We start from the raw sequence: 26,372 nt of genomic DNA on the forward strand, positions 1-26,372 counted from the left end.
GAATTCACATGATCCGTTTCGGCATCATCGGTACAAACTTCATCACAGACTGGTTTATTGAAACAATCAATCAGTTGGATGACGTAGAAGTGACAGCACTTTACTCGCGCACGGAATCACGTGTTAAAGAATACGCAGAAAATCACTCCATTTTACATACGTTCACGTCACTTGAAGAGATGGCGAAGAGTGATGTCATCGATGCCATCTATATTGCGAGCCCGAATTCACTTCACGCCGAACAGAGCATCTTGTTCATGCAGCATGGGAAGCACGTCCTCTGTGAAAAACCACTCGCCTCGAACGTCCAGGAAGTCACCCGCATGATTGAAGTCGCGAAGGAGAACGAGGTCGTCTTACTTGAGGCATTACGAAACTTGTACATGCCGAACCTCGAACGGATACAAGAGGCGATGAAGCAAATCGCGCCGGTGCGTCGGGCCGTCTTCAATAAATCACAGTATTCTTCACGGTACGACCTCTATAAACAAGGGGAGAACCCGAATACGTTCAATCCTGCTTTCTCGAACGGTTCGTTGATGGACCTTGGTGTGTATCTTCTTGGTCCTGCTTTAAAACTGTTCGGTCAACCTAATGAGATCCAGGCGAGCGGTGTGAAGCTGGAATCGGGAGTGGACGGGAGCGGAACGGTCATTCTCTCTTATGACGATTTGGATGTCATCATCATGCATTCAAAGATTCATGCGACATCGACGCCTTCAGAGATCATTGGGGAAAAGGGACGCATCATCATCGACGATATCGCGACGTGCGATGAAGTCCGTCTAGAGTTGCGAGATGGCACGTCAGAAATCGTATCAGAATCACAGAATGCTCCGATGTCCTATGAGATCGAAGCGTTCGTTCGTGCGATCGAAGCTAGTGCTTCGGAAACAGTTGTACATTCAGCAAATGACATGATTCGTCTTGCTGATGTGATGACGAACGTTCGAACACAGCTTGGCGTGGTCTATCCAGCAGACAAATAAATACAAACGTGAACTACTCGCCACTTATTTGCTTCACAAATTGAAGGGGGAGCTTCTTGGGAAGACCGTGCTCTTACCAGCCACGGTTGTTTACCAAGCTCGTCGGGCAGTCCCTGCCCTGAATGGTTGTCAGTCGGCCAACATCAATAGGTTGAGGCTCGCGTTGATGTCACGGTCATAGTACTCACCACAATGAGTACACGTCCATTCACGAACATCCATCGTCTTCTTCTCGCCTTTTACTCCGCAAGTGGAACAGATCTGCGTCGATGCGTACCAGGGGTCTGCCTTGATGAGCGTCCGTCCGTAGAAGGTACATTTGTATTCCAACTGTCGGACGAACTCGTACCAACTGACATCCCCTATGGACTTCGCTACCTTGTGATTCTTCATCATGTCCTTCGACTTCAATGTCTCCACGACGATGACTTGGTTCTCGTCAACGATCCGTCTCGACAGCTTGTGAAGGAAGTCCTGGCGTTGGTTCGCGATCTTTTCGTGTTTCTTTGCCAGAAGTAACTTGGCTTTTTCACGATTCTTACTCCCGATCTTCTTGCGTGACAAAGCGCGCTGCGCCTTCTTGACCTTCGCTTCGGACTTCCGGATGAGTCGGGGGTTGTCAATCTTCTCCGAGACCATCGCGTCGTTCGTCATGACGGCGAAGTGTTTTAGGCCGAGATCGATTCCGACCTTGTTCTCGGCTGGGATCCACTTTTCCTCATCTTGATTGACGAGGATGGAGATGAAGAACTTGCCCGTCCTCGTCATCGAGACCGTCGCCGACTTAATGATTCCCTCGAACGGACGATGTTGGGTGAACCGCACGAACCCGACCTTCGGCAGACGGACCTTGCCCGCCTCGATGCGGATCGTGCCATGCTGGTTGTTCGTCGTGTAGGAGGCGCGCGACCGCCGTTTCGATTTGAACACCGGGAAGCCGCCCGTCCCGGCGAAGAACTTCGCGAACGCCGTGTCGAGGTTCAGCTTCGCGTTCGCGAGCGCGAGGCTGTCCGCCTCGGCGAGGAATGGGAACAGGGGCTTGTAGGAGGCGGGTGTCGCCGGTTTCCGTCTCGTTCCGCTCCCCGCCTTCGCCTCCTCGCGGATGGCGATCCGGTCCTCGAGCAGCTTGTTGTAGATGAACCGGGCGCAGCCGATCATACGGACCAAGAAATCGGCCTGTGCCGGCGTCGGATGGAGCCTATATGTGTAGCCTTTCAGCATGTCCGTCCCTCCTCCCTCCAGCAGATCGTGATGTGTCCTCCTCATCCGATACCCACGGAGGGGGAGGGAGAATCTGACGGAATCCCGAACTTTTGTTCGTAACATCTGTCATAGGGAGAGAAAACTGTTGGACCGGGCGATTCATCTCCCACCTACGCCGGGCTACGCCCCGAGAAGCTTAGAGGAGGGAGAATTCTCGCCTGATTTAGTTAAAACGGTCCTCGATGTCATGTGCGCATCGAGGACCGTTCCCGTTATTCTTTGTTCAAATAGAGATATCTCAGAAACAGCCCCAGAACAATCGTCATAACGACAGCGGGAATGAGTCCGATGAGCAGTAATGTGTTCATACCGTTTCCTTTCTGAGCGATTCGAGACGTTCATGCATCTCATCAAAGGAATGGTTGTCCGTCAACATGCTGAGCTCTGCATCGGCAAGTTCTTTCAATTGAGTCGACCACTCTCGTTCAATCTCGACTTCAGCTTTACTGATTTCCGTGTTGGCCCGTTCGATTTGCTTCGTATGAATCGTTTCAAGACGCGACCGAATCATATCCCGAAGAAGTAAGGTCAACTCATCCTTCAGTTGCGTCCGTCCGTCTCCCTCGAAAAATTGACTCGCATTCTTATAGCGCTTCAATACCGACTGATAAGGTGATGTCTCGAGATGAATCGGTTCGACAGCCTCTCGTAGCCATGCCACGTCGAGTTCTCGGTCGAATTCAAGCGTCGGAAGGAGAGACGCTTGACGTTCTGTCAACCGTTCGACCAAGGCGACGAACTCGCGTTTAACGTATCGCTCCAACCGATATTGGAACACTTGGAGCTCTTGCTGGATGTCATAGGCATACTTATCGAGTGTCCGTCCGAGGGCACGCTCCAAGCTCTTCCTTGATCCATCGACCTCGACCGGATGGAACGTTTCCTTGACGAAGTCCGAGAGGCGGAGGAGCGAACGCGTCTCGAGGTGGGCGAGGAGTTCTTTCGCTTCCCGGTCAAACAAATCGATGAGTGCTGACACATCGAGTGCCGGTGGGTTCTCGAGTAAAGCGATTAACTGCTGGCGACGATGTTCTTTCGCCGACGCGTCTTCTTTCGCTTCATTCAAAACACGATCAAATGCAGCGAGTAGCGCTGTCGTTTCTTCCTGTATACGCATTGCGTTGGCGAGACGAAGGTCTTTGTCGACATAGCGTTCAAGTGTCGAGACGAATCGATCGAATCCTTCGTCATCCCCATGCATGGCGTTTCGGCTTGAAATGGGGAGAACGCTTGGTCTGCGGACACCGAGCGCGGTCAACTGTTGTGAGACATAGCTTGTGACTGCATCCCGCTCCTCGTCATCTGTCGCAAGATCAGAGGCGTTCACGAGGAAGAACATCTCGTGGTCTCCCGTCCCTTGGACCCGTCCGAGCTGAATGACGAGCTCCCGGTCCGCTTCCGTGAACGCATGATTATAATACGTGACGAACAAGACGGCGTCCGCGTCACGCATGTAGCCGAACTGTACCTCGCTATGACGATTGAACTGCGAATCGGCACCTGGCGTATCGACGAAGACGATGCCACGCCGTGCCCAAGGAGAGTCGAGATATAGTTCGATTTCTTTCACGATACAGCTTTTTTCTTCTTGTGCGACGAACGCGCAGAACGTGTCATAGTCGACGATTTCCGTTTGTCCGAGATAATCGAGCGGTGCCGCTTTTACCGCATTGACGAACGGGTGGTCGACATCGAGCGAGGTGAGGGAAGTCCCATAACCTTGTAACTCTTCTTCGAGTTCATCGTGTGATTTGAAGGTGATCGATGCCGTTCGATTCGTCCGTCCGTTCGGCGGGACGATCTTTGTGATGGATGCCGTCAACGGGTTAGGGGACGTCGGTAATACCGTCTCACCGAATAGCGCATTGAGAGTCGAGGACTTTCCAGCCGAAAATGCTCCGAAGATGGCGAACGTATATTGCTCATGCTTCGCGCGCTCGATTTTCTTACGTAATGTCGAGACACGGGAGCGGAACAATGGATGATTCTCTAATATTTCACATACCGCATTTTCATAAGAAAAATTAAAATCAAACAAGTCCTGATCATCATCTAAAATCGACGTCGATGCAACCTCTGATTCAACAACATTCGACTGTTTTTCAGGAAGGTACGTCGCGTCGACATAGTTTCGAACGGCCAACTGATCTAACTGATTTGAATCAAGTTGCAACGCTTCATATTGACCGATAGCATTCAGACGGTTCGAAAGACGAATCCGTAACGCTTCCGTATCGAGCGCTTCATACAACGCTTCCTCTTCAGTCGTAAATTGTTCCAAGCGCAAATCGACTTCCGCTTTCATGTACGTATCCGTCGAGTGGACCCAAGGTTCAGATACTTTCGTCACCCATGTCGCGAGGGCCGTCTCGATGTCACGACTGAACTGCAACACCGTATCACCACTTAGGGATGCACCGGATTTCACTTGTTCGGTGATGAGTGAGCTTGGTGCAATCGGGAGGACATCGCCTTTCGGCAGGAGAGTCTCTGGAAGTTTCAAATCTCGGATGATGTCTTCCGCGTACTTCACGAGATGTGGACGTAAGTTCATATCAATCAGACGATTGAACTCTTTGACTGCCACTTCCTCACGACGAGCTCGTTCTTGCTTCGTCTTCTCTTTTGAGAATAAGAGACCGACCTTGAAGGACGGGGCACAACTCTCGAGATAGGACCGCAACAACTCACGGAACTCATAAGTCATGATCGGCGCACTTTGAACGATCGGTGTTTGGTGTTTAAAGAACTCACGACGGAATGAGGTCCACCATGCCCGTTTCTTTTCAAGACGATGTAGACGAGATTGCATTTCCTTCGGGCTCTTTTCATAGGTTGGCAATTGGTCCAACATCGATTGAATCGATGTTTCGTTGCGGCGGACTAGCGTATGAATCAATGCATCCGCATGCTCGACTTGTTGCTGTTTTGCCTCGTCGATGACTTGACGTACATATGACCGCAAGCGCTCGACTTCGTTATGCGGATGTTGCCCATCACGAAGTGAAATGTAGAATGTGTCATTTGGGACGATGTCATGATGTCGGAACGCTTTCGTCAATGACGCTTTGAACTCCACGAAAGAGAGTTCACACTCATCATGCTTGTCGATTTGGTTGATGATGATGGAGTAGGGACGTCCTTCCCGGCTAAATTGTTTCATCAGCCCGATGTTTTGTTCCGATTGCACATGGTTGTAGTCCATCATGAAGAACAGATGATCGGCCAAGAAGAGCGAACGTTCTGTCGCTTGGCGATGACGTTCATCCGTCGAATCGATCCCTGGCGTATCCATCAAGACGACGTGTTCGTCAAACGGGAATCGATCGATGGTATACTCGACTTCCTTGATTTCTTCCACTTTGCAATAGTCACTGATGTTTGATAGGGAAGAAGGATCTAATGAAATCCAATCCGTATCATTGATTGCGACGGCTGCCGCTGATTCGCCACCCCGTAATGTGACGATGTTGGCACTCGTCGGAATCGGACTTGTCGGAAGGAACCCTTCCTCTAGCCAGTCATTGAGCAATGTCGACTTTCCGGCTGAGAAGTGACCACAGACGGCAATCCATACTTCTTCATTTGTTACTTTTTGTAGGGCGGTACGGGCGAGTCGTGCAGCGTCCGTCATCTCCTCTTGTTCAAACGTTAAAGCGAGTCGTGCCAATTGTTCTTGTTGTTCGTGCATGTTTCCCATCCCCTAATTATGATTCCGTCGTGATGCCGACACGGTGTCCGACATAGTCATCGTCCGTTAAACAAGCCATCACCAAATCGGCAACGTCATCTCTCGAAATTGGACTTGAATGTTTCGTCCCCAATACCTCTTTTGACACAATGATTTCACCGGTAGATTGCTCATCGATCAGTTGAGTCGGACAGATGATCGTGAAGGCTAAACCTGAATCCCGTAATAACTCATAAGCGCGGGCATGATCTTCGGCTGCGGTTGTCATCGTACGCTTCGATTCTTTCGTTTCAAAGCGATAGTTGTCGCTATCATGCGCCTGTAAGATGCCGGCGGTCCCGACCGTGATGATGCGTGTTACGTTAAATTGTTTCATCGCTTCGATCACGAGTGGTGTGAATGTAGACAATACGTTTTGTTTGTCCGTCCCTAACGCCGAGATAACGACGTCTGCAGATCGAACCGTTTCTAGTACTGCTGCTTGGTCCGTCGCGTCTCCGATGATTTGGTTGATACCATCCTTAGAATCCATCGAATGTCTTGTTAAAAGTTTGACGTCATGTCCTTGATTCAATAAACGTTCAAGTATCCGTTCCCCTGTACGGCCACTTCCGCCAAATAAAGCAATTGTTGACAAGTAAACCCCTCCCCATCAAGATGAAAGAAATATCCAACGCCATCATAACACGGAAGCGTTCACAAAACTGCCTGAAATGGTTCATTTCCCCTTGAAAAGAATATGGTACGTTTTAGAATTGAGGAAGAAGGCAAAAAATACATATGACAGGTGTAAGAGAGGAAGGCACCATTACATGAAATTTGGGGCTAGAACTATTAAGACTGGGCTATCGGTCGCAATCGTCCTACTGATTGCTGAGGCATTTCAATTCCAACAAATCGTCGTTCCGGCACTCGCTGCGTCACTCGCGCTCCTGCCGTCAGTTTATCAGACTGGGCTTCGCTTGATTGAAGAGATGAAAGGGAACTTGATTGGAGCATTGCTTGCGGTCGGTTCCTTGCTACTCACTCCGAATCCGACACCGATTGCGATCGGATTCGTCATCATCATTGCCATCTCCATCCTTCTCTTTTTAAATTTAGAATCGACGACACGGACCGTCATCTTGACGACGATTCTCATCATGGAAGGGGCGAGCCAGTCGGATATGCCGGTGTGGGTGTTTGCAGGCGAGCGTTATCTACTCATCATGATGGGAATTACGGTCGCGTTGATTGTGAATGCGCTCCTGTTCCCCCCGCGATATGAACGGAAACTCGAAGCACAAATCACCGACACATTTCAAATGGTTGTTCGAATCGCGCGGTTATTTGCGGAAACAGAGGGTGGGCGCTCCTCATTCGAATCATTACCTGAGACGAAGAAGTTGCATAGCGACTCAAAACAAACTTACGCCTATTTTGAAGAAGAAATTAAAGCGAATCGATGGCTTGAGAAGAAGACACCGATCTTCCGTCGAGCTGTCCTGAAGTCTAAAATGATTGAGACGAACCGTGCCGCGCTCCACGTCATCGAGAAACTCGATCATGATTTTCATACGATTGAACAACTACCTCCCCAATTGAGCGAAGAGCTGTATCGCCACATTCGTCACTTGTTGCGTCGACATGAACGATTATTTTCAGCCTACGAGCTTGAGAACGAGCATCTCATCGACCGGGAAGAGGATCTCATCCATGAGAACTTTGACTTTGCGAAACTGATGATTGAGCGCATGCGAGAAGAAGAGGAAGAACTCATTCTCATTGTCGTGCCACTCGTGGCGACGATGACTGACTGGGTCAAGGCAATGAATGAACTCGAACGCTATCTTGTCACTGAAATGAAGAAACATGGGGACAACTTAAAAGTGGAACCACGTAAGAAGTGGTTCTTCGAGGATTAAAGAACGAAACCGTCAAGAAAATTAAGACCAACATGTCATTGGGCCATGAATGAGTACACAGAATCGTGTGTGCCTTCATGGTTTTTTTGTAGCGATGTTTAAGTGATCATCAGTCGATTACTAAGGATGAGTCCCGATTATAAAGCAATAAATTTCTAACGATACATTTGGTAATAAACGTAAATTATGTTAGTCTAGATAAATCATTGTGAATGTTGACTTTATGATTTGATTTTTGCAGGAGGGATGAATATGAAAAGGATCTTAGTAACATTCATCCTGATGACAATAATAATGATATCGTTGATTGGTTGCGATTCGATATCCTCCACAGAAGAAGTTGATCCTCGACCGGTTATCTCTTTTGATGCAGGAACCATTCTCGCGGATGCTCAGAATCATCAGATAAAAATGCTAATGTTATCAAGTTTACCGATGGATAATGTTGATGTGACCGGGGCAGTCAAAGAGCTAGAAGGATTTAAAGCAGAAAATGATGTTTATCTTGATGAACTGGATGGTTTGAAACATAAAGACGCGACTTCTGAAGACTATAAAATGTTACTTATGGAATATCTTCAAGAAGAAAATAGCTATGTCGACAAAACCATTGAAGCCGTTTACGCCAAAGAACTTTCTCGACCGAGTCGATTTTCACTAGAAACAATCTATGCGAGAGCGAACGAAAAAATCGGACGATTCCGCTACGAGCCGAAGTAAAGTTATCATCTATGATCATACTCGCGAGAAGTTACGAAATGATAAGGGAAACGAACCGCTGAGAAGGTTCGTTTTTTCTGATTCATCCGATCCGAGGTACAATGATCTTACTCCATAAAATTTTGAGACGGGATGGAATCTGAATGATCAAAAGGTCGTTTAAGCAGGTTACGAAGTATTGGAACATCATTGTTGAAGGTGATGAGTTTGCTGTAAACTACGGAAAAATTGGGACCATCGGAAAGGTACAAGTAAAGTCTTTTGAATCCGAGTTGGAATGTATGAACGAGGTGGAGAAACTCATTCGTAAAAAGTTGAAAAAAGGATATGTTGAATCTCTTTTCGATTGGGATAACCATATTTATGTGAATGACCCGGAAGTAGGACCGAGTTTTCTGACCTCACATCCGGAGTATCAGGCATTTTTCAATGATGACTTTTATGTGGATTGTACGGAAGAATATGCACCGTTCGGAAATGATGCTGGAGCCGATGCGTTGGATATGTATGAAGAGTTGATACGAAAAGACAGCGACCTTTGCTATTTATCTTATGCCTACGCCCTAATCGAAAGTTGGATCAATCGAGATGTATATGCACCAGAAGACTGGGCCACGTATGAGTATGCCTATACATGCGACCAAGTCATCGTCGCTGGTGCCTTCACTTCCATTAAACTAACAGGAAAGTTGACGGATGACTTGAAAGCGGAAGGATTAGAGGCCATTCAACGATTGAAACAGGCTTTCGAAAAAGAGGATCAGGCAATTTTCGAAGAGGTATATGAGCGATTGTATACATTCCCGACCGAATCCTGAAACTTTTTGAGAAGAACTGCGTATACAATAAAGACAGATACATATGAACGATAGGGGGATTCACCATGTCAGAAACAACACCGACACCAGAAGAAGGTGTCACACCACAACGAATCAGCGGCACACTTCCAATCGAGGCACGTGCTGTCTTCCGGCTATCAAGTGCGATTTTTTATATCATTGGACTTCTCGTCACGGGAGCGCTTGTTGCTGCCGCATACTGGTTTAACTGGCCGACTTGGCTACAAATTGGCTTTATCGTACTACTCGTAATCGATGTGGTCTATAGCTTGGTTGATATCATCTGGTTCCAAAAGTGGAAACAAGAACGTTTCACATATGATGTCCAGCCGCTCGAGATTCGGATTCATCATGGGATCATCACGACACACGATGTGCTCATCCCAATGACAAAAGTGCAGTATGTCCATGCTGCACAAGGTCCGCTTCTTCGTAAATATGGGTTACAGACCATCACCATCGGGACAGCTGCTGGATCTCATGACATCTATGCAATCGAAGAGTCATTCGCCAAGACACTCCGCGAACAAATCGCCATCTATGCACGTATCGAAGAGGAGGATGTCGTATGACCGAGACCGCGTTAACATGGCATCGACTTCCAAGTCGCGTTTTGGTGCTGCGTATTCTCGAAGTCATCAAGTCGTTCGCCATTCCAATCGTCTTACTCTTCGTGCTCAACAACGACTGGGACTCGACATTCGGTATCATCATCCGAGTCGGGATCTTACTTTTCCTATTGCTCGACATTGTGCAGAAATTCTTTGGGTGGTTAAACTTTCGTTATGCTCTGGACGAAAAAACCGTCTATGTCATTGAAGGGAACTGGTTGAAAAAAGAGAAGTCGCTTCCGCTCTATAAGATTCAAAGTGTCCATTCGAACAGCCCGTTCCTTTATCGATTGCTTGGTGTGGTCGAATTGACGTTTGATACGAATGCCAACAGTGACGATGCCTCTTTCAAACTGGCAGGTGTCTTTCCGACCGAAGCCAAACGACTTGAAGAAATCCTTGAGCAAGTCCGTCATCGGAAACAAAGCGGAGTAGCGGTAGATGACTCAGAAGAGTCGGATGAGACAGCTGCACAGGCAGCACCGGTACCAAGCCGTCTGTTATATGCCTTGTCCACGCGTGAAATCGTATTGGCATCCATCACGTCGCTCTCTGTCTTCGCTATCTTCCCGGTCGCCTCGACGGTTATCTCGTCAATCGATGATTTCATTAACTTGGATGGGGCATTCAACCAGGTCGAAGATTATGTCGTCCATGCGTCCATCATCGCCATCGGTCTTCTTGTTATCGGAGTGTTGATGCTATCGATCGTGATTGGCATGGTCATCAACTTCTTGAAGTATGGGAACTTCCGACTTGAGCGGAGAGGGGAACGCATTCGCGTCGAGAAGGGATTGTTGAATCGAAGCGCGAAAGAAATTCCATATGAGAAGATTCAAGCGATTCGCATCAAAGAGACGTTCATTCGTCGCTGGTTCCACATCGTCGGGGTCGAACTCGTCGCAGCAGGAACGATGGATGAATTGAAAGATGAATCCTCGACGATTCTCCCGTTCGTTCGTCGTGACCGAGCGATGCGGGTGCTCCGTGAACATTTCACTCACTTCACATGGTCGGACGAACTTCATCGATTACCGAGACGTGCCTTAGGAATCAAGCTACTCCGAATCAGCTGGTTCGGGATTATCATATCAGGGATCGTCCTTTACTTCTTCCGAGATTACGCCTGGTGGCTCATGCTCTTGTGGGCCATCATCATCGGGGGACGCGTCCTCAGTTACATCACCACAAAATATGTCCGCACGGATCAATTCATCCAGTTACGGACTGGAGCATTCAACGTCCAATCATTTTTGACAGACAAACCACGGATCGAACAGATTCAAGTGAAGCAATCGCTCTTGCAACGTCGTTTTGGACTATGTACGGTGCAATTCTCGACACGTGGAGGATTCTTATCTGTTGAGACCATCGATGATATTCCGAAAGAAGATGCAGACGCGATGCTCGTCTGGTTCTCACGTTACTCTCATTAACCCGACCATTTGGTCGGGTGTTTTTTTGTTTCACTTCATCCCTAAACTTATATGGTATATTTTATACTTAACCGTTTAAATTTTGGATTTAGTCCGATATAAATATAAATAAATTACATTATTCTTAAAAAATATATTCCCAAAATTATCTTCTTATGTTACGTTTATTACAGTAAAGTAAAAAAGAGATTATATTTTTAGGAGATGAAATTATATGTCTAAGGAAAAAGTTAAAAAACCTTTTTATAAGAAATGGTGGGTTTGGGTATTAGCAGTAATTGTATTGATTGGAGTTTCTGGCGGTGAGGAGGAAATACCGACTTCAGAACCGTCTTCTGTTGAAACGACCGAAGAAGAAAATACGGTCGATGAAGCTTCAACTGTTGAAGCGACTACAACAGAAGAACAAACTGAAGAGGTGACAGAACCTGCAGAAGTAGAAGAACCTGCGGAACCTGCACTTTCAGTAGCACAAGAAAATGCGATTCGTAAAGCTGAAAGTTATCTACAATTCTCTGCTTTTTCAAAAAGTGGATTAATCGATCAACTAGAGTTTGAAGGATTTTCCACTGAAGAAGCTTCGTTTGCGGTAGAAAATATTAAAGTAGATTGGAAAGAGCAAGCTGCTGATAAAGCTCAAAGCTATTTAGATTTAAGCGGATTCTCAAGAAGTGGTCTAATCGAGCAATTGGAGTTCGAAGGGTTTACGACAGAGGAAGCAACATATGGTGTCGATAAAGTAGGATTATAATTATGGAAAAAGAGGGATTCTTGAACAAGAATCCCTCTTTCTCGATTCAGTTTCTTGTGATTTTCATATCAAATGATGTTTCTCTTACTGAAAACGCGGATAAAGTATGGTATGATGCAAGTAGAAAGAGACCGGTGCTGGACACACCGACCTCTGGCTTACAGGCTACCACTTTAAGAGTGGTCCCAGCCGCCACAATGGTTAGTGAATCAGAAAGTGACCCATCTCATTGCGCCGAGGGGGTCATTTTTTTGTGCGTTCAGACGTTGCACGATCGGATGTTCGGTGAATCACCAAGTGAACGATGATCGGAGCGAGGATTGGGATCATGACATAATCCCCAACCCAGGTCCAAAGTTGTTCCATCCGCACCACCGCCTTCCTCCATTGTGGACTTGGCGGCTGACCCCACTATTGCTGCGTTAACCTGCCCCTTCATTATAACAGATTTGTTCGCAAAAAGGCGGTGAAAATAAGAACAAACGTTCTTATTTTACAAAATGAATCTTTTGATGGAATCAGTCTCATGAATGGGTCCAAAGAAGGAATTGAGTCGAATCGCTCTTGCTTGTTAGATGTCTGACAGGATATAATCAATCTCGTGTGTATACACGGGTGGGTGAGGGTGCCAATAAAGGATTGATTCCTATGGCAAAACAAACAGAATGGAAAACAGAAACATACGGGGGCGTGCTGAACTTTCTGGCGACAGCATACATCCCGGCCGTGCATGCGGCAATCTTGACACAAGCCGGACTCCCGTTCGAGGGGGCGCTCGTCGGAGCGATTTTGACAAGCATCATCGGGACATTGATTGCGGGATTCTTCAATTTGCCGCTTCTCTTGTTACCGGGAATGGGGATTAATGCGCTCTTCACTTACACGCTCGTCCTGCAGATGGGGTTGAGCTGGCAAAGTGCGCTCGCCGTCTCGTTCGTCTCAGGTGTACTCGTCGTACTATTGACGGTCACCAAAGTGGCGAGGAAATTGGCGAACGCGTTCCCGCCGATCATTCATGACGGATTGACGGTCGGTCTCGGCCTCTTCCTCATCTTGATCGGGCTCGAGGCGGCTGGAATCGTCTCAGGCGGGGGTGGGGCATTGCTCCACATCGGTGATCTCGGGGAGCGTGACGTCCAAGTCGCATTCCTGTCACTCTTCGTCGCCATCTTGCTATTCTTGAAGATGGGACCTAGCAGCTTCCTCTGGACGATCGGTTTCGGTGTTGGTCTCAGCGCCGTAATGGGAACATTGCAGTGGACGGGAAGTTTCTCGTTAACACCGTTCTTCGAATCGTTCGGCACGGTATTCGGAAACATCTCGTTCGCGGAATCTGCGTCTCCGATCTTCTTGGTCGCGGTCGGTGTACTGACGCTCGTCTTGTTGATTGAAAACATCAGCTTGATTCAGAATCAGACACGGGCAATCGGCAAAGAAGAAGAGGCGCCGAAAGGTCTCGTCGCGCAAGGTCTCTCGACGATGGCCGGGGCCATGTTCGGGTCAAGCCCGACGGTCTCGACGGTCGAAGTGGCTGCCGGGATATCGGTCGGGGCAAGAGGCGGGATCGCTTCGTTCGTCACGTCTGGATTGTATGTGGTATCGCTCTTATTGCTACCACTCTTTGCAATCATCCCGGTGACGGCGATCGCTCCGGTGTTGATTATCATCGGGATGATGATGTTCCAGAACGTGAAGCATCTGCCGCTTGATAACTGGGAGCATGCCTTCCCGGCGATTCTCGTCATCATCATGATTCCGTTCACGTATTCCATCGTCGATGGCATCGGGCTCGGGTTCATCGCGTACACGATGATCGTCTTGTTCAAGAAGGGCTACCGGTCACTCAGTCCGGTCGTCGGTGTCTTGACCGTATTGTTCTTAGTTTTCTTCTCATTACCAGTCTGGTTATAGAGACACGCACGGCATCGTTCATGAAGAACGGTGCCGTTTTTTGATTTAAAAAGACTCGTTCGTGCTATAATCGCAGTAATTTGAAGAGAACGGGGAGGGGATTGGATGCAAGTCATTAAAGAATTCGCATCGTACACAGAATGGCTCGAGTCGTTAAAGAAACTGAATGAATCTAATTGGAATGAACAGATCGACTCGGAGAAGTGGTCCATAAAGCAAATCGTCTTACATATCGCCCATTGGGACAACCATCTGTTGAATGTCATCATTCCATCGGTGAAGAACGGGGAAGGGATGATCTTCCCTGACTTTGACTCGTTCAACGCGCGGGCGACGAAAAGGGCAGAGCAGTTATCGGGTGACGTCGTATTGAAGGAATCACTACAAAGTCGACGAGCACTCGTCACCATGCTCGAGTCCTTAAGTGAGGAGGCGCTGACTTATAAAACGACAGCGAATGGTGTCTCGCATGATCCGCATCAAGGTGTCCCATACTCGTTACATGTAATCATCGGAGAGTTCATCGAGCATGACCGACACCATATGAAGCAAGTCGAGTCCATCCTGAAATGAGACATCGGAAAGTGCGTGGTCTGAAACGAAAGTTAAGTCGTCTTCAGCGCAATATACAAGAAAATCATGAGGATTTTCCAACGGAGTTTCATAATGGGTATTGGTATGCCAAGATTCCGGTCGGACAAACTTTTTTAATGGATATTCAACACAATGCCCAAATCAAACAGTCACTCATCCATACTCTGCTCAATGAAGCGAAACGACTAGCAAAGCGGCGTGTGGATGAACGAATGCGAGTTGTCGTGCTGCTAGATTTTCCTACACTCTGGAACTCTGAACTTCTCATATTTGAAGATGAAGAGGGGTTACAAACGTTTATGCGGCGTGATTCATCCCACCAAAAATGGATCCCGATCCTTCATGAAAAAACGTTTTTGAACAAATGGGTCATCCGTAGTGACCGAGATATTCGCGTGTACGGATTTGAAGAGTGGATATTCGATGAAGAGGGTGAAGGTAGAGAAGTGTGGATGCTCGTTCAATGAACGGGCATTTTTCTTTTGTCTAAAAATAACTGAATATTCCGTTAAGGTTCATGGTATAATCCATTTAATCCAATTTCCAAAAAAAGGATTTAGACTATGAGAGGAGCCGTCATATCAGATGAAAACGATCAAACTAAATATACATAAGCGGAAACACCGATGAAACAAGCCAAAACGATTTTTGTGTCAGGGATTCTATTCTCCTTACTACTTGTCGCCCTCATCTCCTATTCCGGTCAACTGGGATACCGTTACTACCAATCATTAGATATCTCAGGGAGCGAGATTACGAGTTGGGTCACCGACTGTCATGACAAACGAAAGTTTTTAGGGATTTTCGAAGTAACGGATGTTGATTTTTGGTGTGGGGATGCGCCATATGAAGAACCAGAAGGGAACGGTCCAGACGGAGCAATGATTGACTCAGAAGACGAGTCAGGGGGTACACCGAAAGAGCGAATTGAGGACCAATCCCCTTCTTACGGAAACCCGTCAGGAGAAGAGACGAGCAGCGTCTCCTACCTCCCGTTCATTATTACCGGAATGATTATCTTGCTCGGATGGTGGCTCTGGAAAAAACGACGCCCCTCGAAAAAACAAAGCGAGGAGGGAGAGTTAGATATCGAGGATCACTCGCTAGTGACTTCTGACAACGCGTCGATGCAGATAAACCGAACGGTTCATCCATTACCAGCATCGGCTATTCGAAAGCAGTTGATTCAATTCGAAGCAGCGTTACCTCCACATAAACGTCGTCGCCCAACAGAGACGTTGTCGACTTGGGCGAAACGAATCGAGCTCGATGCATCCCTACTTACCTATTTAGAGACACGCTATGACGAAGGCGACATCTCACCAGAACGTGAGCGAGCGTTCACCCAACAACTTGATGAATACCTACTACGCACACAAAAGGAGTCGAACTCATGACCATCCGACACGTATTGGACCAATTAGACCGCATTTACCTCGGTAAACCGGAAATCACAAAATTATGTTGCACAGCCCTTTTGGCGAACGGCCATATCTTGCTAGAGGATGTGCCTGGGACGGGGAAGACGTTACTTGCGAAAAGCATCGCCAAAAGCTTTGAGGCAGACTTCGCCCGAATTCAATTCACAGCCGACCTGTTGCCTTCTGACATCATCGGTTCAGACTTCTTCAATATGCAGACCCAGACGTTCGAGAACCGCACCGGACCGATCTTCACGAATATTTTACTCATCGATGAAGTGAACCGCGCCGTTCCGAGAACGCAATCTGCCTTGCTTGAAGCGATGGAAGAACGCCAAGTTTCTATCGGTGGCGTCACCTATCAACTACCGAAACCATTCTTCGTCATCGCGACGCAAAACCCGATCGAGTCGGCGGGAACGTTCACGCTACCGGACGCCCAACTCGACCGCTTCCTCATGTCTCTTCAAGTTGGGTATCCCGGGGCAGACGAAGAGCGGAACTTGATTCTGCAGACGATTTCAAAGACGAGACAGACAGTGCATGCCTTGATGACGAATGAAGCTTTTTTAGAAGCACAAGAAGAAGTCGAGAATATCCGGATTCATGAAGATGTCGTCACGTATTTGCTCGCACTTATCCAAGAGACGAGGCAACATCCGTTAGTCGAAGTCGGGGCGAGTCCACGAGCGACGCTCGCGCTCGTCAAGGCCTCACAAGCTTATGCGTACTTGAACGATCGTCAGTTTGTCACGCCTGAAGATGTTCAAGCCATTGCGCCACATGTCCTCTCGCACCGATTGACCCTCACCCTTGAAGGGGATATCAAATCGACGAAGCGACAAGTGTTGGTGGACGTACTCGAGTCCGTAACTGTCCCCGTCGAAAAGGTGTAACGATGCGACAGGTCGAAATCAGTACACCATCCATCTTACAAGACCAACTTTGGCCGGCTTATGTCAGTCTCGGTCTCCTCACCATGTGGATACCTTATGTATGGCCCATCGCTTATGTATGCGGAGCATTATTAATCGTCATGTTCATCCGGAAACGAATCATTCGAACACTTTCAAACGAAGTCTCATTTTCCATCCGGCAGAAAGAAGATCTCTTGTTCATCGACGATGAGACATCATGTATCGTCCGTATTGATGGGTATGAGCGAATCATTGCCCTTGGTGTTCCGCTATTGATTCGGCTAGAGGGTAATGAACGGATGGTATTCGAGGACGGGTCACAGGCATACGACACCAGGATCGAACAGGACATACATCATGTGAGCGTCTCGGCTGTGAAGCGTGGACCTGCTTCGATTCATATGTGTGTGATGCGTGTCACCTTACCGTTTTATTTAGGTACTCTTTTTTTCACGGATGAGGAGATGGATATGCCCTCATGGATTGTGTTACCTACCATCACGAAGTCACCAATCACCGAATCTCGCATGATTCGGATGGGTGACCGTATCGTCAAGCACTCCCCGTTGAACGATCCGTTGATGATTCAGAGTGCAAAACGATATGAGAAAGAACCGGCTAAACAGATTGACTGGGTCGCCACTTCAAAAGTCGGTCATGTACAGGCAAAAGTGTTCGAACGACAAAATCTCGACACATTCACGATTTCCCTTGATTTGAGCGGTCCGCTCGGGAACGGGCTCCATGCGCAATATGAAGACTTGATTCAACAGACGGCGTATTGGGTCTCTTACTTGATCAAAGAAGATTGTAAAGTGGAACTGTTAATCAACCGACTCGACAAAAACAACCAAGTCGACCGTGTTACACTGGGAGAAGGAAGAAAACAATTACGGCTCATTCTCGTCCGACTGGCGATGATTCATGAATCGAACGCGTTTGTTGCATCATCGCGATTCACGTCATATGTCAGTCGTCACAAACAGCCTCACGCCGAATTGATTCACATCAATCACGCGATGCTGCTGAAATCTTCAGGGTGATGAAGGGAGAAACACATGCGACGAATGACGGGCTTACTCATATGTTGTGTCGGACTACTTGCAAGCACGACAACCGTATCAGCCGAGATGACTGAATCCTCGGCGGAACGTTTTGCAGATGCATATTTTTTTTGACATTGTGATGGATCATATTCAGGGAGATGATCCGGCTAATTATCATATGACAGACAGTGAGAACATCACGTTCGGACCACTACTCGAGACATACGTACCGTCTTCCTCTTGTTACAAAACGGGAGAAACATGTACGTTCGTCCCAACAAAAGAATTTGTGGCGACCGTTTTTCAAGATGATGAACCGGTCAACGTGATCGGAACATATGAACAATCAGCGGGTACATATGCGTTCTCAACGTTCGGTTCAGACAAAGAAACCCCGAAAGCGTTGACGGACGTAAAAGGCAATCTCGTGAAATACTCAGAAGCGTCGACGTGGTTTGATTACGAAGGGGACATGTTGACGGCGTTGACATCTAATACAAAACAGATGATTAGCGGAGATGAAATTTCAACTGAGGCGTTTCAAGAATTATTGGTTGAAGAGAATGAAAGTATTGAAGGGGATGCCGAAGAAGGAATGATAGGTGGAGCAGGCGACTCATCATCAATCCATTCGGATGAGATAGAGTCAAATAAGCCAACATCGAATACCAACCGATTGATTGGCTTTACTGTGTTAACGATATTGCCATTCGGATATTGGTTCCTCAAGAGACGAAAAGCAACATGATGTCAAAAGACTTATCCAATCATCATAATCCACTAGAATTAGTGGTCATACCGAGTCATGCATTGAGGGACAGAGAAGCAACCTACTTGATCTTTCGCCATTTGGAGAATGAACAGTTTCCATTACTTATAGAGCGTAAGCGGACTGTAAAAGATTCGAGAAAACGTCGCTTCTCTTTTAAAAGTCAGGAAGAAGAGCATGTGACGACCAAAACCATCAAGAATCGTGAAATGTTAGAGTCAGAATTGTCGCTTTCTTCAAATGAGGTCATCGTCTTAAGAGGAGAGAGGGATTGGATTCTGAGCTATTACGAAGACGGATTGACGCTTCAAGGAAACCAAGTGAAACGTGTCGCGACAACTGGTATTGTCCAGATGGAGACATTTTTTGAACATGTGGTTAGAGGTGCGTTTCCCATCAAATTGGAGTTTGGTTTAGGTGGGACGTTTGCTCCATTTGAAAACGTGTTTCGCTTTATATTGCATAACCCAGACTGGAAGGGATTGATTGAAGACGAATTATTGCCTCAGCTTCAGATTCCGAAGGCGAAGAGCGTGTGGCAGTCCCTTTCATATCCGACATACGAGCAGACGCTTGAGACGTTCACTACTGAATTTCATCCAAATATACTAGGAAATTTCATACTCGCACATGATGCTGACGACACGTACTCTTTTATTAATCATGTGAATGGGGAGATCAAGATTTTTTGAACTCTAAACACAGAGTCGGAATCTATTCTGGTGATAAGGGCTATGCCACTTATGAAAACGGTGATCGCGTCTATAGTGTTCAAGTCATCTTTTCCACCAATTCATTCTCAGGAGAGATCGCTCAATTGACAGACGAAAGTCACGAACATCGATTTTTCTTAAGAGGAGACCTACCACTATTACATCAACATCAACGTTGGTTCATTGACGATTGCTTCGAACAAGTCAATCTCCCGGTCGTGAAGCGATATTCGTCTTGCGACAAACAACCCCTCATGCGCGCATGAGGGGTTGTCTTTACATATAGGGCCCGTTCGCCTGAATGACGAACTGTGAATGTGTGTAATGATAGGTGATGCGGGAATAGTCAAATGGTTTCCCATTCGTGAGATGGAAGATCGTCTCGATGCGAAGTGTCGGATCATTCTCTTGCAATCCAAGGTGGCCTGCTTCCACTTCCGTCAATCGATCGACCTGTAGATACATGTCAGAAAACCCAATCGTGACGCCGAGCGCCGATTGCACGTAATCGAAAATCGAGTCCGCCACAATCTCGCGATTCAAATAAGGGACGATGGCTTTCACATAATAGGATTCCTCATGACAGAGCACTTCCCCGTCCACATACCTTACCCGTTCGACCCGATATACATCGTCCGACACGTCAATCCCGAGATTCTCTGCAACCGTCGAGTCTGGCTTCACGACAGACACATCAATCACATCAGATGTCAAGACACGGTCTCCGAGATTGCTCTTGAACCCTTGGGTCGAGAAGAGGCTCATATAGCCAGGTCGATTATGTCGTCTGACGAAAATGCCGCTTCCCCGCAGTTGAAAGATGACCCCTTTTCGTTCGAGCAGCTCTAAAGCTTTCGTGATAGTGCTCTTGCTCACTGCATATTGATTCATCATCTGCTCAAGGACAGGGAGCTTATCGCCTTGTTTTAAGTTTTGTTCGTGGATGTATTGTTCGATTTCATTCGCGATTTGTTGATATTTTAGCATGGTCATTCCTCACTTTTTCGTCACTGGTTCTATTATATCATGAAAAAAACAAAAGTAATTCAATGTACCGACCTTGTATAATTGTACCGGTACAATTATACTTGACGTGTACGATTCATGTGAAGGAGGACTTACAATGAAGACATTACCGAACGATTTTCTATGGGGAGGCGCGCTTGCCGCTCATCAATTCGAGGGTGGTTGGGACGCTGATGGCAAGGGACCGAGTGTCGTCGATGTCTTGACGGCAGGTGCACACGGCGTCGCTCGCCGGATCACAGACAAGGTCGAACCGAATGAATTCTATCCGAACCATGAGGCGATTGACTTTTACCATCGTTATAAAGAAGATGTGGCCCTCTTTGCTGAGATGGGATTGAAATGTTTACGTACTTCTATCGGATGGAGCCGCATCTTCCCGAATGGTGATGATGCAGAACCGAACGAGGCGGGTCTCCAATTTTATGATGACTTGTTCGATGAGCTACTCAAACACGACATCGAACCGATCATCACACTGTCGCATTTTGAGATGCCGCTCCATCTTGCCCGTGAATACGGGGGATTCCGAAATCGTGAAGTCGTCGAGCATTTCGTCCGCTTCGCTGAGGTCTGCTTTGACCGTTACAAAGACAAGGTCAAATACTGGATGACGTTCAACGAAATCAACAACAAGATGGACGTCAACAATCCACTCTTCTTATGGACGAATTCGGGAGTCCTCTTAGAAGAAGGGGAGAACGCCCGCGAAGTCATGTATCTGACTGGGCACCATGAACTGATTGCGAGCGCTCTCGCCGTTGCCAAAGGGAAAGCCATCAATCCTGACTTCGAGATTGGAGCGATGGTCTCTCACGTACCGATTTATCCGTATTCATCAAACCCAGATGACGTCATGCTCGCCGAAGAGATGATGCGGCAACGCTATTTCTTCCCGGACGTACAAGTACGAGGCTTCTATCCGAGCTACGCCTTGAACGAGTTCGAGCGGGAAGGGTATAACATCCCAATCCTTGAAGGGGACGAAGAAATCCTACAGAACGGAAAGGTCGATTATCTCGGTTTCAGTTACTATATGTCGACGACCGTGAAGAGTGACGTCGTCGCGGACAACAGTGGCGATATCGTCAACGGTGGTCTGCCGAATGGGGTCGAGAACCCGTATATCCAGTCGAGTGACTGGGGATGGGCGATTGACCCGGTCGGACTCCGTTATGTGCTCAACCGACTCTATGACCGGTACCAAATTCCGCTCTTCATCGTCGAGAATGGATTCGGTGCCGTCGATGAGATTGTCGACGGAAAGATTCATGACAAAGCCCGAATCGATTACTTGAAGGCCCATATCGAACAATTGAAGCAAGCCGTCATTTATGACGGGGTCGACTTGATTGGTTACACACCTTGGGGCATCATCGACATCGTCTCGTTCACGACGGGAGAAATGAAGAAGCGATACGGGATGATTTACGTCGACCGTGACAATGAAGGGAACGGATCGATGGAGCGGATGAAGAAAGACTCGTTCGACTGGTACAAACAGGTCATTGCGACGAATGGAGAGAATCTCTAAATAAGGGTGAGCAAAGAACTGTGAAATGACTGCAGGTCTTTGCTCTTTTTCGATATAATGAAGAAAAGTGAAAAATTGGAGGGACGCATGATGCAAATAAAGAACTATGGACCGGTGACGGCTGTTTGTGCCAACGTAAAGAACGGTCCATTCGAGATGTCGATGTATGTGTATTATATCGACGGGATGCTCATCGATACGGGAACACGCACGATGCTACCCGAACTTCAACCGTTTTATGAGTCGGTTCCAATCGATCTTGTCAGCATCACGCACCCCCATGAAGACCATATCGGAACGGCAGCCTGGCTTGAACGGACATACGGTGTCCCAATTTACATACGAGAATCCGCCAGGGACATGTGCCGGACGGGGCTAGACATCCCAGATTATCGGGCACGCTTTTCAGGAGACCCCGAACCGTTTCAGCCGATTGCCTATTATGACAATCAGATCACATCAGAACATCATACTTATCAGGTAATCCATACACCTGGTCATGAACCGAATCACGTCGTCTTATACGACGAGGAGAACGGTCGGCTGTTCTCGGGTGATTTGTTCGTCCATCCTTATCCGAAGGTGATGATTCCGGAGGAGTCGGTACCTGAACAGATTCGTTCTCTCAAACGTGTTCTGAGTCTTAATTTCGAGGAAGTTTATTGCCAACACGCCGGGCATCTCGAACAGGGAAGGGAGCAACTGACCAAAAAGCTCGATTATCTAGAACGTTTGACTGATAACGTGATAACAAAAACTGCAGCGGGCTACAACATTGACGACATCAATGCCCAGCTCTTCCCCGAACCATCGCCGCTCGTCAAAATCTCCAAGCGGGATTATGACTCGAGACACATGATTGCAAGCATTCTACGTGAAGTGTACGAACAACTTCGTTGACAGAAGGCGGATCACCTAGTATTCTTAGTACAGAATTAAACGTTTAAACTTTTAAACGGAGTGATGAATATGAAACAACCAGATGCCACACCCGAAGTCTCGTTATCTTTATTTGAAGATGCGATTCCATTGTTCCAAGTATTAGCCGACGTCAATCGTCAACGCATCATCGTCGAGATCGCCAAACATGAACGCTTAAACGTCAATCAGATTGATGAGAAGATTGAGTTGTCTCGACCGGCCATCTCGCATCATCTCAAACTACTTCGACAAGCGGGCATCGTCTCATCAGAGAAAGTCGGGACAGAGAACTTTTACTTCCTGACGCTCGAGAACGCGGTCGGACTGCTGAAGGCACTGACACGAGCGATTGAAGACGAATGCATCCTTTGACCTTTCTTTTTGGAAACAGGGAGAAAGGCTTCTTTTTCACCGATGAGTTTAAAAGTTTAAACATATAAACATTAAAGGGGAATGAATATGAACCAAAAACAAACGATTGTCATCACAGGAGCATCGAGCGGAATTGGCCGAGCGACGGTCGAACTGTTCAGCAAGCGAGGCTGGCATGTCGCCGCTACGATGCGAAGACCTGAAGATCATCAAGAACTGTCTCACCTAAAAGGGGTGTCTCTCTATCAACTAGATGTGACGAACAAGACGAGTATCCGAGAGGCATTTAAACAAATCGTCTCGGATCACGGAACGATGGATGTGTTGTTGAACAATGCTGGGTATGGAGCGGTAGGGATTTTCGAGGAAGCCTCTCCTGAACAGATTCAACGGCAATTTGATACGAACGTATTCGGGGTCATGAATGTGATCCGGACAGCACTGCCATACTTCCGTAAACAGCGAAGCGGACGGATCGTGACCGTCTCCTCCGTCGGTGGACAGATCACATTCCCAATTTACAGCTTGTATCACAGTTCAAAATGGGCGATTGAAGGATTCATCGAATCGCTCCAGTTCGAGTTGGCACCTTTCAATATCGACATGAAATTGATTGAGCCGGGACCGATTAAGACAGACTTTTACGGTCGTTCCCAAGAACTCGTCCGTGACCAACCGCTCGATGTATATGATGACTACACAGAGGTTGCGCTCCATAACACGAATGCCGCTGGTGCGAACGCCGAAGGTCCAGACGTTGTCGCTGAGACGATTTGGCGAGCCGCGACCGAACGGAAGAAACGACTCCGTTATCCAGCAGGTAAACAAGCGGGCCTTTTGATTGCCCTCAAGCGTTATCTTCCGAACCGGGTATTCTTCGCGATTGTTCGAGGTGTCGTTGAAAAGAAATAATGAATCATATCCTTTTTGTTTTCTATAGAAAATGAGAAGGATTTTTTATGTCGTTTTGAGAATGATTCAACTCACACAAAATTACCCGATATACCATCTAAGAGGAGGGATTTCATGAAAAAAGTCATGCTAGCACTTTCAACATTCATTCTAGTCATCGGATTGTCTTCAACACCGACAAAATCAGTAGATGCAGCGGTCAAGACATTTAAAAACTGTACAGAGTTAAACAAAACGTATAAAGGTGGTGTAGCCAAGTCAAAGACGACGAAAAATAAAGGTGGTAAGACACATTACACGCCATATGTAAGTAAAGCACTATATGACGCAAACAAAGCACGTGATCGCGACAAAGATGGAATCGCCTGTGAGAGATAAGAACATGTATATAGCCGCCAATGAGGGCGGCTTTTTATATGGACGTAGACACATATTCGGACACATGATATTATCATAAGTAATAATATTATCAAATATGATAATAATGAGGTGAAGATGATGAATCAAGACGTTTTAAAAAGTCTGTTAAACCCGATTCGCATGAAAATTTTTCAGCACGTTCTCATGAACGAGCAAGTGACGACCGGAGAGTTGGCAAAGTTGCTTCCCGATGTGCCCCAAGCGAGCCTCTATCGCCATATCAACAAGATGGTACAAGACGAGATTTTATCTGTCGCAAGTGAGAACAAAGTACGTGGGGTGTATGAAAAAGTGTACGCGATTCAAAACAATCCATTGACCGCTGTCAATCAAGTCGTCGAAGAGGAAGATCGTGAACAACTATATAAAATATGTTACACGTTCGCGATGTCACTGCTCATGGATTTCGGAGACTATTTAAAGCGGGACAAAATCGACCTTCAAGGAGACAAGGTCGGCTTTCGGAGTATCCCACTTTATCTGTCTGATGACGAGAGTGATCGATTCCTAAGAGGTCTCTACGATCTCTTAGAGGGAGTGCTCGAGCATGAACCATCTGAAGAACGTACGTTGCGGAAATTCTCCTACGCGTTCATGCCGGTAGAAGAAAAGGAGGAGATGGATGATGTATAAACAAGAAAATGTGTTGATTCAAGGGGAAACAACCATTGCTGCCACCATAACGACACCCGATCAGGAACGGTCGTCCTTTCCAGCCATCGTCCTCATCGGAGGGACGGGAGGATTGGACCGTGACGGAAACGGTACCGGCTTCAAGTCAAACTTGTATAAAGACTTAGCAGAATGGCTGACGATACAAGGATTCATCACATTACGCTATGACAAACGGGGGATTGGCAAGAGTGGTGGCAATCGACATAGCGTCGGTCTGACAGGACTCGTTGATGACGTGTCGGCGGTCGTCCGTTATCTGAAATCTCATGACCATGTCTCACAAGACGTTTTATTGCTCGGCCATAGCGAAGGATGTATCGTCGCGACACTCGCAGCAGAACGTGAATCCGTTTCTGGTCTCATCCTGTTGTCTGGTGCCGGTGTCGCCTTGAAGACGAGCATGCAGGAACAGGCATATGCTTTGCTCGAAGAAGTGGGACGTACGAAAGGGATCAAGGGTAAACTGCTTCGCTTTAGCTTGAATGAGAAGTCGGTCGTCGGGAAACAACAAAAACTGTTCGAGCGCGTCACAGCAACGGATCAGGATACGATGCGGATCCAGCTGATGAAGTTCCCTGCCAAATGGTTACGGGAGCATCTTGCACACACAGACGTGTCACTTCGAGAACGATTGGTTCAATTGAACATTCCGACGCTCGCACTGACAGGAGACCGGGACGTTCAAACGGACGTCGAGCATCTAGATGAGCTCGCTGCACTTCACGCGGAGCATATCGAGGTACAAAAGATTAAGGACATGGACCATATGTTGAAACATTTCGATGGTGAGATGAGTATTTTGGACGTGAAAAAACAATATCGTTCACAACTCAGTGAACCGCTCCACCCTGAGCTACAGCATCAACTTCACGAATGGCTAAAGCGCCACGACTGGGCATCTTGACGAACAAGACAGCGGAAACCTCTCCGCTGTCTT

Annotated in this window: 28 protein-coding genes; 23 read left to right on the forward strand and 5 right to left on the reverse strand. The window is 47.2% G+C overall.

All coding sequences use genetic code 11. The annotated features are described in order from the left end of the window. Nucleotides 1-8 precede the first annotated feature (8 nt). Nucleotides 9-989: a Gfo/Idh/MocA family protein gene (locus tag ACFO4U_RS03815; protein ID WP_215243949.1), complete on the forward strand. Its 981-nt coding sequence runs from the start codon at nucleotides 9-11 to the stop codon at nucleotides 987-989. A 129-nt stretch (nucleotides 990-1,118) separates the two neighbouring features. On the opposite strand, the gene tnpB is transcribed toward ACFO4U_RS03815, so the two are convergent. From tnpB to ACFO4U_RS03830, 3 genes are all read right to left on the reverse strand, one after another. Then, complete coding sequence (gene tnpB, locus ACFO4U_RS03820; protein ID WP_215243948.1) at nucleotides 1,119-2,210, reverse strand: IS200/IS605 family element RNA-guided endonuclease TnpB; 1,092 nt, start codon at nucleotides 2,208-2,210, stop codon at nucleotides 1,119-1,121. Between the two features lie 346 nt (nucleotides 2,211-2,556). Next, entirely contained in the window at nucleotides 2,557-5,943 is a 3,387-nt protein-coding gene (locus ACFO4U_RS03825) for a dynamin family protein (RefSeq protein WP_215243947.1), read from the reverse strand. A 16-nt stretch (nucleotides 5,944-5,959) separates the two neighbouring features. After that, the gene (locus tag ACFO4U_RS03830) at nucleotides 5,960-6,580 is read right to left on the reverse strand and encodes an NAD(P)-dependent oxidoreductase (protein ID WP_215243946.1); all 621 of its coding nucleotides are present in this window, start codon (nucleotides 6,578-6,580) and stop codon (nucleotides 5,960-5,962) included. A 175-nt stretch (nucleotides 6,581-6,755) separates the two neighbouring features. On the opposite strand from ACFO4U_RS03830, the gene ACFO4U_RS03835 reads away from it, so the two are divergent. The 6 genes from ACFO4U_RS03835 to ACFO4U_RS03860 all read left to right on the forward strand — a co-directional run bounded on the left by ACFO4U_RS03835 (nucleotide 6,756) and on the right by ACFO4U_RS03860 (nucleotide 12,204). After that, nucleotides 6,756-7,847, forward strand: a complete 1,092-nt coding sequence (locus ACFO4U_RS03835; protein ID WP_074037031.1) for an FUSC family protein — start codon at nucleotides 6,756-6,758, stop codon at nucleotides 7,845-7,847. A gap of 252 nt (nucleotides 7,848-8,099) precedes the next feature. Next, complete coding sequence (locus ACFO4U_RS03840; protein WP_215243945.1) at nucleotides 8,100-8,567, forward strand: hypothetical protein; 468 nt, start codon at nucleotides 8,100-8,102, stop codon at nucleotides 8,565-8,567. A gap of 143 nt (nucleotides 8,568-8,710) precedes the next feature. Continuing rightward, nucleotides 8,711-9,385 carry a WGR domain-containing protein gene (locus ACFO4U_RS03845; protein WP_215243944.1) on the forward strand — a complete coding sequence of 225 codons (675 nt, stop codon included), beginning with the start codon at nucleotides 8,711-8,713 and terminating at the stop codon, nucleotides 9,383-9,385. A gap of 65 nt (nucleotides 9,386-9,450) precedes the next feature. Continuing rightward, complete coding sequence (locus ACFO4U_RS03850; RefSeq protein ID WP_159562294.1) at nucleotides 9,451-9,978, forward strand: PH domain-containing protein; 528 nt, start codon at nucleotides 9,451-9,453, stop codon at nucleotides 9,976-9,978. Next, nucleotides 9,975-11,453, forward strand: a complete 1,479-nt coding sequence (locus tag ACFO4U_RS03855) for a PH domain-containing protein (protein ID WP_215243943.1) — start codon at nucleotides 9,975-9,977, stop codon at nucleotides 11,451-11,453. The genes ACFO4U_RS03850 and ACFO4U_RS03855 overlap by 4 nt, the downstream gene beginning before the upstream one ends. 214 nt (nucleotides 11,454-11,667) lie before the next feature. Then, nucleotides 11,668-12,204 (forward strand): Ltp family lipoprotein, encoded by a 537-nt coding sequence (locus ACFO4U_RS03860; RefSeq protein WP_215243942.1) that lies wholly within the window; start codon nucleotides 11,668-11,670, stop codon nucleotides 12,202-12,204. A gap of 243 nt (nucleotides 12,205-12,447) precedes the next feature. On the opposite strand, the gene ACFO4U_RS03865 is transcribed toward ACFO4U_RS03860, so the two are convergent. Then, nucleotides 12,448-12,570 (reverse strand): hypothetical protein, encoded by a 123-nt coding sequence (locus ACFO4U_RS03865; protein WP_255349577.1) that lies wholly within the window; start codon nucleotides 12,568-12,570, stop codon nucleotides 12,448-12,450. A 282-nt stretch (nucleotides 12,571-12,852) separates the two neighbouring features. Between ACFO4U_RS03865 and ACFO4U_RS03870 the strand changes: the two genes are divergently transcribed. The 9 genes from ACFO4U_RS03870 (at nucleotide 12,853) to ACFO4U_RS03910 (ending at nucleotide 19,841) form a co-directional block, all read left to right on the forward strand. After that, the gene (locus ACFO4U_RS03870) at nucleotides 12,853-14,115 is read left to right on the forward strand and encodes an NCS2 family permease (protein WP_215243941.1); all 1,263 of its coding nucleotides are present in this window, start codon (nucleotides 12,853-12,855) and stop codon (nucleotides 14,113-14,115) included. Between the two features lie 105 nt (nucleotides 14,116-14,220). Further along, nucleotides 14,221-14,688, forward strand: coding sequence for a DinB family protein (locus ACFO4U_RS03875; protein WP_215243940.1), 468 nt, complete (start codon nucleotides 14,221-14,223; stop codon nucleotides 14,686-14,688). Then, entirely contained in the window at nucleotides 14,685-15,176 is a 492-nt protein-coding gene (locus ACFO4U_RS03880) for a DUF3916 domain-containing protein (RefSeq protein WP_215243939.1), read from the forward strand. The genes ACFO4U_RS03875 and ACFO4U_RS03880 overlap by 4 nt, the downstream gene beginning before the upstream one ends. 159 nt (nucleotides 15,177-15,335) lie before the next feature. Beyond that, complete coding sequence (locus ACFO4U_RS03885; protein ID WP_215243938.1) at nucleotides 15,336-16,106, forward strand: hypothetical protein; 771 nt, start codon at nucleotides 15,336-15,338, stop codon at nucleotides 16,104-16,106. Continuing rightward, complete coding sequence (locus ACFO4U_RS03890) at nucleotides 16,103-17,026, forward strand: AAA family ATPase (RefSeq protein ID WP_215243937.1); 924 nt, start codon at nucleotides 16,103-16,105, stop codon at nucleotides 17,024-17,026. Before ACFO4U_RS03885 ends, ACFO4U_RS03890 begins: the two co-directional genes overlap by 4 nt. Before the next feature lie 2 nt (nucleotides 17,027-17,028). Further along, nucleotides 17,029-18,090, forward strand: coding sequence for a DUF58 domain-containing protein (locus ACFO4U_RS03895; protein ID WP_214757019.1), 1,062 nt, complete (start codon nucleotides 17,029-17,031; stop codon nucleotides 18,088-18,090). Nucleotides 18,091-18,208: 118 nt separating this feature from the next. Further along, nucleotides 18,209-18,841, forward strand: coding sequence for a hypothetical protein (locus ACFO4U_RS03900; RefSeq protein ID WP_215243936.1), 633 nt, complete (start codon nucleotides 18,209-18,211; stop codon nucleotides 18,839-18,841). 200 nt (nucleotides 18,842-19,041) lie between these two features. Further along, nucleotides 19,042-19,554: a hypothetical protein gene (locus tag ACFO4U_RS03905; protein WP_215243935.1), complete on the forward strand. Its 513-nt coding sequence runs from the start codon at nucleotides 19,042-19,044 to the stop codon at nucleotides 19,552-19,554. Then, nucleotides 19,551-19,841, forward strand: a complete 291-nt coding sequence (locus tag ACFO4U_RS03910) for an NUDIX hydrolase (RefSeq protein ID WP_215243934.1) — start codon at nucleotides 19,551-19,553, stop codon at nucleotides 19,839-19,841. Before ACFO4U_RS03905 ends, ACFO4U_RS03910 begins: the two co-directional genes overlap by 4 nt. A 10-nt stretch (nucleotides 19,842-19,851) precedes the next feature. Here the strand turns inward: ACFO4U_RS03910 and ACFO4U_RS03915 are convergent, their stop codons facing one another. Further along, nucleotides 19,852-20,562, reverse strand: a complete 711-nt coding sequence (locus tag ACFO4U_RS03915; RefSeq protein ID WP_215243933.1) for a GntR family transcriptional regulator — start codon at nucleotides 20,560-20,562, stop codon at nucleotides 19,852-19,854. Between the two features lie 136 nt (nucleotides 20,563-20,698). Here ACFO4U_RS03915 and bglA point away from each other — a divergent pair, with 136 nt between their 5' ends. From bglA to ACFO4U_RS03950, 7 genes are all read left to right on the forward strand, one after another. Further along, nucleotides 20,699-22,135 carry a 6-phospho-beta-glucosidase BglA gene (gene bglA / locus ACFO4U_RS03920; protein WP_215243932.1) on the forward strand — a complete coding sequence of 479 codons (1,437 nt, stop codon included), beginning with the start codon at nucleotides 20,699-20,701 and terminating at the stop codon, nucleotides 22,133-22,135. 90 nt (nucleotides 22,136-22,225) lie between these two features. After that, a complete protein-coding gene (locus tag ACFO4U_RS03925) occupies nucleotides 22,226-23,035 on the forward strand; it encodes an MBL fold metallo-hydrolase (protein ID WP_230872810.1) in 810 nt (269 codons plus the stop codon). 69 nt (nucleotides 23,036-23,104) lie between these two features. Continuing rightward, nucleotides 23,105-23,428 carry an ArsR/SmtB family transcription factor gene (locus tag ACFO4U_RS03930; protein ID WP_074037016.1) on the forward strand — a complete coding sequence of 108 codons (324 nt, stop codon included), beginning with the start codon at nucleotides 23,105-23,107 and terminating at the stop codon, nucleotides 23,426-23,428. A gap of 87 nt (nucleotides 23,429-23,515) precedes the next feature. Continuing rightward, nucleotides 23,516-24,340, forward strand: coding sequence for an SDR family oxidoreductase (locus tag ACFO4U_RS03935; RefSeq protein WP_215243931.1), 825 nt, complete (start codon nucleotides 23,516-23,518; stop codon nucleotides 24,338-24,340). A 114-nt stretch (nucleotides 24,341-24,454) separates the two neighbouring features. After that, complete coding sequence (locus ACFO4U_RS03940; RefSeq protein ID WP_196430723.1) at nucleotides 24,455-24,718, forward strand: excalibur calcium-binding domain-containing protein; 264 nt, start codon at nucleotides 24,455-24,457, stop codon at nucleotides 24,716-24,718. Nucleotides 24,719-24,838: 120 nt separating this feature from the next. Further along, a complete protein-coding gene (locus tag ACFO4U_RS03945) occupies nucleotides 24,839-25,393 on the forward strand; it encodes a helix-turn-helix domain-containing protein (RefSeq protein WP_196430724.1) in 555 nt (184 codons plus the stop codon). Next, nucleotides 25,386-26,339, forward strand: coding sequence for an alpha/beta hydrolase (locus ACFO4U_RS03950; protein WP_196430725.1), 954 nt, complete (start codon nucleotides 25,386-25,388; stop codon nucleotides 26,337-26,339). The genes ACFO4U_RS03945 and ACFO4U_RS03950 overlap by 8 nt, the downstream gene beginning before the upstream one ends. The last annotated feature ends 33 nt before the right edge of the window (nucleotides 26,340-26,372 follow it).

It is taken from the genome of Exiguobacterium profundum (assembly GCF_042652865.1).
GTDB classification, from domain to species: Bacteria; Bacillota; Bacilli; order Exiguobacteriales; family Exiguobacteriaceae; genus Exiguobacterium; species Exiguobacterium profundum.